The sequence below is a fragment of the Pseudoflavonifractor phocaeensis genome, assembly GCF_016901955.1.
Taxonomy (GTDB): Bacteria; Bacillota; Clostridia; order Oscillospirales; family Oscillospiraceae; genus Flavonifractor; species Flavonifractor phocaeensis_A.
Map to the genome: position 1 here is coordinate 42863 of NZ_JACJLC010000016.1, position 8419 is coordinate 51281.

Consider the following 8419-nt stretch of genomic DNA (forward strand, 5'->3'; position numbering starts at 1 on the left):
TTGTTCCTCCTTTATGGGAACAGCAAAATCAGCAGGGGCAAGCCGCAGAAGAGCAGCAGGGCAAAAAAAGCGGTGGCATACAAGATCCGCCCGGAGCGCAGGATATCCAGGGGCTCGATGGGCCGCTGGTCGTCCCCGATGTAGGGCTTCTCCACCAGCTGGCCGAAATACCAGTTGGGCCCCGCCAGCCGCAGCTGAAGGGCACCGGCGCAAGCAGCCTCGGTATGGGCGGAGTTGGGGGACTTGTGATTCTTTCGATCCCGCAAAAAGATCCGCCATGCGTTTTTCCCGTCGTACCCCGCCGCGACGGCTCCCAGGCACATAAGCACCCCGGCGATCCGGGCGGGGACAAGGTTCAGAATATCGTCCAGCTTGGCCGCAGCCCGGCCAAACCAGAGATACTTGTCGTTCTTGTATCCCACCATGGAGTCCATGGTGTTGACCGCCTTGTAGAGCATTCCCAAGGGTGCTCCACCGATGGCCAGGAAAATAAGGGGGGCAATTACCCCATCGGAGGCATTCTCCGCCACCGTCTCCACCGCCGCCCTTGTCACTCCCGCCTCATCCAGGCTGGCGGTATCCCTGCCCACGATCATGGACACGGCATGTCTGGCCTGGTTCAGATCCCCGATTTTCAGGGCATCGTATACCTTCCGGCTCTCGGCGGCCAGAGATTTTGTGGCCAGCAGCTGGTAGCTCAGCAGGCTCTCCACCCCCAGGGCCAGCCAGGGGCTCACCTGGCCGCAGACCCACAGCAGCAGTACCGTGAGGCCAGTGGGGATGGCCAGGGTGAGGATCACCAGCACCACACCTGCCGCCAGCTCTCCCCCGGGGGACTTTGGAAAGACCCGCCGCAGCCCCCACTCCAGCCCGGCAATCAGGGCCCCAATAGCCCGCACCGGATGAGGGGCCCAGTGAGGATCCCCCAGCAGCAGGTCCAGACAGAAGCCGACAAGCAGGGCCAGCAGATGACCAACACCCCAGTTCATCCCTTATACTCCTCCAGCACCGTCAGCTCCAGGGTGTCCGGATCCAGGACCATGCGGAAGCCTCCGCAGTTGGGACACATCCAGCCATAATACTCCCGAACGGGACGGCCGTATTTGCTCAGCAGGCCCATGAGAGCACCCCCGTGGGACACCACCCCCACCCGATGATAGCCGTGGGAAACGGCGTCCGCCGTCAGCTTCTCCAGGCCAACGGATACCCGCTCCACCACCTGCTCCGCACTTTCACCCACCGGCATGGCGGCAAAATTCAGGTGCTTCCCCGACTGTCCAATCCAGACCTGGTACAGAGGGTCGTCCTTCAGCTCCTCATGGTTCTTCCCCTCAAAGGGGCCGAAATCGCTCTCCCGCAGTTCGTCCACCACCGTCATTTTTGTGCCCGGCCAGAGGAGTTCCGCCGTCTGGCGGCAGCGGGTCAGAGGGGAGCGGTAGATATGCTCTACTCGGGGTAGCGTAGGACCTACTCGCCGGGCCAGTGCCTCCCCCTGGGGGGCCAGGGGGAGATCCAGAGTACCCACAAACCGCTTTTCCAGGTTGCCCTGGGTAGTGCCGTGGCGAATGAGGATCAGTTCCATGTTGACGAATCTCCTTTCAGGGTCATAGACAGGCCGCAGAACATACGCTCCACCCGCTCCGCCCGGGCCGCCAGGCGGCAGCACAGCCGCCCCACCGCCTCCCGCCAGGCCCGCTGGGCTGGGTCCATGGGTACCACGCCGCAGCCCACCTCGTCGCAAATGAGGATGATATCCGGATTGGCAGCCAGCAGCGCCTCCTCGTCCAGCTCCGGCCAGCCCTCCACCCCGTCGAAGATGGGCAAATGCTCCGCATCCTCCGGTGTGTGGGCCACCTGGTCTGGGGAGTATCCGGTCTTTCGCAGCACATAGTCCAGCTTACCCTGGGCTGCGCCGCCGATGATCAAGATCATAATACCGCCACCACCCTCTGGGCAATCACCACGGCCAGCACCATGGCCAGCTCGCAGGTCTGTAGGAAAAAGCCCGCCAGGTCGCCGGTGACACCACCAAACTGTTTTTGACTCATTCTGTGGTAATACAGGCAGGCCAGCCCCGCCCCCAGCAGGGCAGCCCCGCCGGTGAGGAAAGACAGCCACAGCATGATCCCGGCGCACAGGATCACCCAGAACGCCAAGATCCCCCGGGCCTTGGCGGTGTCCATTGGCCCGGTAAAGGTGGCCAGCATACCGGTGCCCCGGGCGTTGGGCAGGGTCACGGCAAACAGCCCCGACAGACTGCGGGCCAGGGCAGGGCCCAGAGCCAGCACCAGAATGGCTGATCCTGCTGTCTCCACTTCACACCAGAGGGCAAAAAACACCAGCAGATAGAGCCCACAGCAGATGATGGCAAAGGCCCCGGTATGAGAATCCTTTAAAATTTCCAGCTTCCGCTCCCGACTCTGGTGGGAAGAGAGGGCGTCGCAGGTGTCACAGAAGCCGTCCAGATGGATGCCCCCGCTGAGGGCGATGGGGATGAGCAGGGCGATGGCTCCAAAGAGAGCGGGGCCGATGTGTAAAAACTCCGCCAGGGCCATCCAGCCATACAGGACAGCTCCGATGACCATCCCCACCAAGGGGAACCAGCACAGGGCCCAGGCCAGGGTCTTCTCCTCCCAGTCCATCCTGGGCATGGGAAGCTTGGAGTACATAGCAAAGGCGATGACAAGACTTTTCAACGAGCCGCCTCCTTCCAGGTCACGGGGAGACCGCACACCACTTCGTATACCCCGTCCGCCCGGGCGGCCACCGCCCGATTGAGCCGGGCCAGCTCCGCCAGATAGGCCAGGGTGGTTGGATCGTAGTCCATGCCATCGGAAAACAGCTCATTGGCTACCACCACCAATAGGGCGGCCCGTCCGGCGGTCTGTTCCACCCCCGCCAGCACCCGGTCAAAGGCCTCCGCTCTCCCCTGGGAGAAATATTCGTTCGCGAACAGGTTGGTCAGATCCTCCAGCAGCACAGCGGAACCGGGGGGCGTTTCCAGCCTGTCCAGGCCGGTGGGACACTCCAGGGTGGAAAACCCCTTCCCCGCCCGCATAGCCCGGTGGCGGGCTACCCGGCGGGTACCCTCCTCATCCCACACCTGCATGGTGGCCAGATAAATACGCTCGCTCAGGCCGGAGGACACCACCAGGGACTCGGCAAACTCCGACTTGCCGCTGCCCGACCCGCCGGATACCAAAATCAGCATCGCAATTCCCACCTCAGGTCAAAGGTTGGTAGGCTTCAATATCAGTCGCCTCGAAGGTGGTCATCTCCCGGTACACCGCCAGACCCATGTCCAGCAGGGGCGTCACCGCTACCGCGCCGGTACCCTCCCCCAGCCGCATACCGGCGTACAGGAAGGGCTCCAGACCCAGCTCGGCCAGCACCAGCTTGCTGGCCGGCTCGTCAGAGGCGTGGGAGCCCAGCATATAGTCGGTACAGGTGGGGCACAGCCGGGCGGCGATAAGGGCGGCCACCGAGGAGATAAAGCCGTCCACCAGCACCGGAACATGGCACAGGGCTCCGCCCAGAAACACTCCAGCCAGCCCTGCCAAGTCCAGTCCCCCCACCTTGCTCACCACGTCCAGGGGGTCGCTGGGATCGGGCTGGTTGAGGGCAATTCCCGTCTCGATGGCGCGGATCTTCCGCCGCAGGCCCTCGCTGGACAGCCCGGCTCCCCGGCCGGTCATCACCACCGGCTCCTTGTTCAAAAACACGCAGGCCACAGCGGAGGAAGTGGTGGTGTTGCCGATGCCCATCTCCCCGGTGGCCAGGAGCTTTACACCCTTGGCGCACAGGTCACGGGCTACTTCCACACCGGTGAGCACCGCCCGCTCCGCCTCCTCCCGGGTCATGGCGGGGCCCTGGGTCAGGTCGGCGGTGCCCCGACGGATGTTTTTCTGCAAAATCCTGTCCCCTTTGAGGGGCGTGGCGCATCCGATATCCACCGGCACCACCTCTACCCCGGCATGGCGGGCCATGACACACACACTGGTGTCCCCCGCGGACATGTTCTCCGCCACAATAGCGGTGACCTCCTGGCCGGTCTGGGTAACTCCCTGGGCCACCACACCGTTGTCGGCGCACATCACCACCACGGCTCTCCTGGAGATATCCACATCTGGGGTACCCGTCATAGCGGCAATCCGGATAACAGCGTCCTCCAACGCCCCCAGGCTGCCCAGGGGCTTGGCGATGGAGTCCCAGCGGTCCCGGGCCGCCGCCGCGGCCTTCTGGTCTGCGGGAGCAATGGAGCGGAGCACTTCTGCCAGCGTCATAGCGATGCCTCCTGTTTCTGATAGCGGCGAGCCGCCGCTGCGAAATTGCGGGCCAATTCCGGTCTGGCCCAGAAATGAAAGTGAGGAAATCCAGCGTACAGGGTGGGAGTGTGCCAGGCGCAGGCCCAGCCCCGGTGACTCAACGGCTTTTGGGCCCGGAAATCCGCCCCGGGGATGGTGCTGTCCCAGTAGTGGAACTCGTGAGCGGGGAAGGATTCTCCCGCCCTGCACAGCAGGCCATCCTTTTGAGCCGTCAGGGTCACATACCCGAACCGGCCCAATCTGCCGGTATTGTGGGCCTCTGCCTGGAATACCCCGGCCATGGGCCAGGGCTTCCCTTCCCTGTCTGCCAGAGTATTCTGAAGATAGAGAAATCCGCCGCACTCGGCTATGGTGGGCAGGCCGCCGACCACAGCAGCCCGGATGGACGCCCGCATGCGCGCATTGTCCACCAGCTCTTTGGCGAACTCCTCCGGGTAACCGCCTCCCAGATAGAGGCCGCAGGTGCCCGCGGGGAGGGTCTCGTCCTCCAGCGGAGAGAACTCCACCAGCTTCGCCCCCATCTGCTCCAGCAATTCCAGGCCGTCGGCGTAGTAGAAGCAGAAGGCCTTGTCCTTAGCCACCGCGATGACGGGCTGACCCTCCACCGGCTCCGGCAGTTCCACGGGCTTGGGGTTAAGCGCCGGGGCGGAGGCAGCCAGGGCCAGCAGGCCGTCCAGATCCAGGCTCTTTTCCGCCTGAGCGGCCAGCTTTTTCAGCTTTTCCCTCAGATCTGCCACCTCGGCGGCGGTAACCAGCCCCAGATGGCGGCTCTCCAGGGCACAGTCGGGGAGATTAGGCAAATAGCCATATACGGTAATACCGGTCCCCTTCTCAATACATTCCTTCAACCGGGGATAGAGCATGGGGGACACCCGGTTGAGAATCACGCCCTTGATGCCGCTGTCGGGGCAAAAGGTCGCCAAGCCATGGACCACCGCCGCAATGGTGCAGGCGCTCCCCCGGCCATCCACCACCAGTACCGCCGGCGTACCCGTTACTTTCGCCAGCTGCCAGGCGCTGGCCTCATGACTCAGGGCGATGCCGTCGTAGTAGCCCATGACCCCCTCGATGAGGGCCAGCCCCGCCCTGGCGCTGTTTTGTTCCAGCAGATACCGGGTCTTGTCCTCTCCCAGAAAGAAGAGGTCCAGATTTCGGCTTTTTGCTCCGATGATCTCGCTGTGGAACATGGGGTCAATATAGTCCGGGCCGCACTTGAAGGCCACCGGATTGACACCCCGGTCCATCAGGGCCTGGAGGAGGGCACAGGTCACGGTGGTCTTGCCGCCCCCGCTGGCGGGGGCGCACAGCAACAGCCGGGGGGCGCTCATGCCCGCCCCTCCCCGGAGAAGATCCAAACCGGATTCTGGGCGTCCATCAGGTGGTAACGGCCCGCCTGCCGGGTGCGGGTGGCGGACACCTGCACCATGTCGGCCCCCTCCAGGCCCGCGAAGAGCTTTGCCGCCTCCGCCACCGTCTCCAGGGTCACGGCGGTGCATACCACCCGGGCGGCAGGATTTTTCTCAAAAATCACATCCAGAATGGCGCTCAATCCGCCAGAGGTACCCCCAATAAACACCCGGTCGGGGGCGGGCAGGTCCGCCAGGGCCGCCGGGGCAGTTCCCCGGACGATGGTCAGACTGGCGGCGTTATGGTGTACCTTATTGGCCTCCAGCAGAAGGACGCCCTCCGGACTTTTCTCCACAGCGAACACCCGGCCAGCGGGACAGGCCAGGGCGCACTCCATGGACACTGAGCCGGTGCCTGCCCCTACGTCCCACACCACGCTGTCCGCCTTCAGCCTCAGCTTGGACAGGGCCAGGGTGCGCACCTCCTCCTTGGTCATGGGTACGTCCCCCCGGAGGAAATCGTCGTCGGGCAGGCCATGGGTGGTGTAGGGGCGGGTCATGGGACAGGGATTCTCCGCCAGCAGCACCGCCAGGTCCGCAAACTCCTGTCCCGCCAGCTCCGCAGCGGTGCCGGTGACGATGCGCTCGTCGGGGTAGCTCAGCCGCTCCCCCACCGAGACTGTGATGTGCCCCAGGTCCCGGTCCACCAGGTTCCGGCAGATGTCCTGGGCCTTCGTGCTGCCTCCGGTGAGGGCAAAGACCCGTCTGCCGCACTGGATCTCCCCCGCCACGTTGTGGCTGCGCCCGTGGGCACTGAGGATCTTGGCGTCCTGCCAGTCGGTGTGGAGCTTGGCGCAGAAATAGCTCAGGGAGGAGATCCCCGGTAGGGTAACCACCTCATGGCCCTTCAAAAACTCCCACAGCTGCTTGGCTCCGCTGTAAAAGCCGGTATCTCCTGACAGCAGTACCCCCACCGGCTCCAAAGGCTGATGGGTGATGTAGGCGGCGATCTGGGCCCCCACGATGAGGGGCACGCAGGTGTGGCTGTCCGCCCAGGGCTCCAGCAGCCGGGGGGCCCCCACCAGTAGAGGACAGGCCCGGATGGCCTCCAGGGCCTCTGCCGTCATGGTCTGGGGATTACCCATACCCGCCCCGATGAGATAGACCTTCATGCCCGTCCCTCCTTCAGCCTCTCCTGGATCTCTTCCATGGTCAGTCCGTCCTCCCGGCTGGGCCGCTGCACCACCAGCAGGGCACACCCCGCCGCCCGGGCGGCCTCCGTCTTGGCCCGGAAGCCCCCGTAGCCGCCGGTGTCCTTGGTCACCAGGATCTTGATGTGATATTGCCGTAAAAGGGCCACATTCAGCTCTTTGGAGAAGGGCCCCTGCATGCAGATGATGTTTTTGGGCGGAAAGCCCAGCTTTAGGCAGCGGTCCAGGGAATCTGCCATGGGCAGCACCCGGGGATAGCACCGCTCCACCAGGCCGGGCTTTGCAAAGGCGTCCAGCTCCTTGCTACCGGTGGTGAGCAGTACGTTGCCCGGCAGCCGCTCCAGCATGTACGCCGCACCAGCCATGTCTCCCGCCTTATGGCACAGGTCTTCCCCGTCGGACAGCCGCACCAGCCGGAGGCAGGGCAGACCCGCCACCTCCGCCGCCCCTTTGATATTGGCGGTCACCTCCACGGCGTAGGGATGGGTGGCGTCCACCACGTGGGTGAAGGGCCGGGCGGCCATCAGCTGTTCCATTTCCGCCCGATCCAGACGGCCCACATGGGCCTCCGCCCCAGGAGGCAGGAGGGTCTCGCCGTACTCGGTGGCCACGCACACCAGGGTGGGGATGTGCTGATCCAGCAGCCACTGGGCCAGCTCCCGGCCCTCGCCGGTGCCGCCAAAGAGCAGGATCTCCATCTTACTCGCCCCGCTGGAGATAGCCACGGGGAGTGACCATCTTCCCGCCCACCACCTTGGTCTGGCTGTTGCCGATGAACACGGTGGTGAACATATCCACCTGGGTGTCCCGCAGCTGAGCCAGGGTGAGAAGCTGCCCCTCCTCCCCTTTCCGGCCGATGTTGCGGACAGTGCCGCACACGGTATCGGGATCCTTATCCCGCAGCAGGATGTCGCAAGCCCGCTGGAGATAGTCGGGACGGTTTTTGCTGGAGGGGTTGTAGAGGCAAATGACAAAATCCGCCTGGGCGGCGGCGCTCAAACGCCTCTCGATCTTCTCCCAGGGAGTGAGCAGGTCGGACAGGGAGATGACGGCAAAGTCGTGGGTCAGGGGCGCTCCCAGCACGGCGGCGCCTCCGCAGGCGGCGGTGATGCCGGGCACCACTTCGATCTCGATGGGGTCATACTCCTGGGCCACCTCGTAAATGAGGCCCGCCATGCCGTACACACCGGAGTCTCCGGAGCACACCACGGCCACGTTTTTGCCGGTACAGGCGGCCTCCACGGCAGCCCGGCAGCGGTCTACCTCCCGGCGCATGCCGGTGGACAGCACCTCTTTCTCGGGGAAATCAGGCCGTACCAGGTCGATATAAGCAGTATAGCCCACGATAAGGTCGCAGGCCTCCAAAGCGGCTCTGGCCCGGCCGGTGAGATCCACGCCGCCGCCGGGGCCCAATCCGATGACAGTTATTTTCATATATATGACCATTCCTTTCCGCTGCGCTCCAAGGCACCAAAGAGGATGAAACACAGTGCCCCTAACGCAGCAAGTCGATATTTGTTAGAATGTACTTGAGGAA

The 8419-nt window shown here is 64.1% G+C and carries 10 protein-coding genes; all 10 read right to left on the bottom strand.

What is annotated here, in order from left to right; genetic code table 11:
* Positions 1-11 precede the first annotated feature (11 nt).
* From cbiB to cobJ, 10 genes are read right to left on the bottom strand one after another with little or no spacing between them, the layout of a single operon-like run.
* On the bottom strand, positions 12-989 hold the full coding sequence (cbiB, locus tag H6B51_RS05735; protein ID WP_204882771.1) for an adenosylcobinamide-phosphate synthase CbiB: 978 nt from the start codon (positions 987-989) through the stop codon (positions 12-14).
* The gene (locus H6B51_RS05740; protein WP_204882772.1) at positions 986-1582 is read right to left on the bottom strand and encodes a histidine phosphatase family protein; all 597 of its coding nucleotides are present in this window, start codon (positions 1580-1582) and stop codon (positions 986-988) included. The genes cbiB and H6B51_RS05740 overlap by 4 nt, the downstream gene beginning before the upstream one ends.
* Entirely contained in the window at positions 1573-1932 is a 360-nt protein-coding gene (locus H6B51_RS05745; RefSeq protein ID WP_204882773.1) for a bifunctional adenosylcobinamide kinase/adenosylcobinamide-phosphate guanylyltransferase, read from the bottom strand. The genes H6B51_RS05740 and H6B51_RS05745 overlap by 10 nt, the downstream gene beginning before the upstream one ends.
* Complete coding sequence (locus H6B51_RS05750) at positions 1929-2696, bottom strand: adenosylcobinamide-GDP ribazoletransferase (protein ID WP_204882774.1); 768 nt, start codon at positions 2694-2696, stop codon at positions 1929-1931. The genes H6B51_RS05745 and H6B51_RS05750 overlap by 4 nt, the downstream gene beginning before the upstream one ends.
* A complete protein-coding gene (locus tag H6B51_RS05755; protein ID WP_204882775.1) occupies positions 2693-3211 on the bottom strand; it encodes a bifunctional adenosylcobinamide kinase/adenosylcobinamide-phosphate guanylyltransferase in 519 nt (172 codons plus the stop codon). The genes H6B51_RS05750 and H6B51_RS05755 overlap by 4 nt, the downstream gene beginning before the upstream one ends.
* A gap of 13 nt (positions 3212-3224) precedes the next feature.
* Positions 3225-4283 carry a nicotinate-nucleotide--dimethylbenzimidazole phosphoribosyltransferase gene (gene cobT, locus H6B51_RS05760; protein ID WP_204882776.1) on the bottom strand — a complete coding sequence of 353 codons (1059 nt, stop codon included), beginning with the start codon at positions 4281-4283 and terminating at the stop codon, positions 3225-3227.
* The gene (locus tag H6B51_RS05765; RefSeq protein WP_204882777.1) at positions 4280-5653 is read right to left on the bottom strand and encodes a cobyrinate a,c-diamide synthase; all 1374 of its coding nucleotides are present in this window, start codon (positions 5651-5653) and stop codon (positions 4280-4282) included. Before H6B51_RS05765 ends, cobT begins: the two co-directional genes overlap by 4 nt.
* The gene (cbiE, locus tag H6B51_RS05770) at positions 5650-6843 is read right to left on the bottom strand and encodes a precorrin-6y C5,15-methyltransferase (decarboxylating) subunit CbiE (protein WP_204882778.1); all 1194 of its coding nucleotides are present in this window, start codon (positions 6841-6843) and stop codon (positions 5650-5652) included. Before cbiE ends, H6B51_RS05765 begins: the two co-directional genes overlap by 4 nt.
* Positions 6840-7607, bottom strand: coding sequence for a precorrin-6A reductase (gene cobK, locus H6B51_RS05775; protein WP_335342112.1), 768 nt, complete (start codon positions 7605-7607; stop codon positions 6840-6842). Before cobK ends, cbiE begins: the two co-directional genes overlap by 4 nt.
* Positions 7582-8316 (bottom strand): precorrin-3B C(17)-methyltransferase, encoded by a 735-nt coding sequence (gene cobJ, locus H6B51_RS05780; RefSeq protein WP_204882779.1) that lies wholly within the window; start codon positions 8314-8316, stop codon positions 7582-7584. Before cobJ ends, cobK begins: the two co-directional genes overlap by 26 nt.
* Positions 8317-8419 lie beyond the last annotated feature (103 nt).

What these genes read in the sequence shown, in the direction of transcription:
- H6B51_RS05745 (WP_204882773.1), bottom strand. Translation starts at nt 1,932, where the DNA reads ATGATCTTGATCATCGGCGGCGCAGCCCAGGGTAAGCTGGACTATGTG.
- cbiE (WP_204882778.1), bottom strand. Translation starts at nt 6,843, where the DNA reads ATGAAGGTCTATCTCATCGGGGCGGGTATGGGTAATCCCCAGACCATG.
- cbiB (WP_204882771.1), bottom strand. Translation starts at nt 989, where the DNA reads ATGAACTGGGGTGTTGGTCATCTGCTGGCCCTGCTTGTCGGCTTCTGT.
- H6B51_RS05755 (WP_204882775.1), bottom strand. Translation starts at nt 3,211, where the DNA reads ATGCTGATTTTGGTATCCGGCGGGTCGGGCAGCGGCAAGTCGGAGTTT.
- cobJ (WP_204882779.1), bottom strand. Translation starts at nt 8,316, where the DNA reads ATGAAAATAACTGTCATCGGATTGGGCCCCGGCGGCGGCGTGGATCTC.
- cobT (WP_204882776.1), bottom strand. Translation starts at nt 4,283, where the DNA reads ATGACGCTGGCAGAAGTGCTCCGCTCCATTGCTCCCGCAGACCAGAAG.
- H6B51_RS05740 (WP_204882772.1), bottom strand. Translation starts at nt 1,582, where the DNA reads ATGGAACTGATCCTCATTCGCCACGGCACTACCCAGGGCAACCTGGAA.
- H6B51_RS05765 (WP_204882777.1), bottom strand. Translation starts at nt 5,653, where the DNA reads ATGAGCGCCCCCCGGCTGTTGCTGTGCGCCCCCGCCAGCGGGGGCGGC.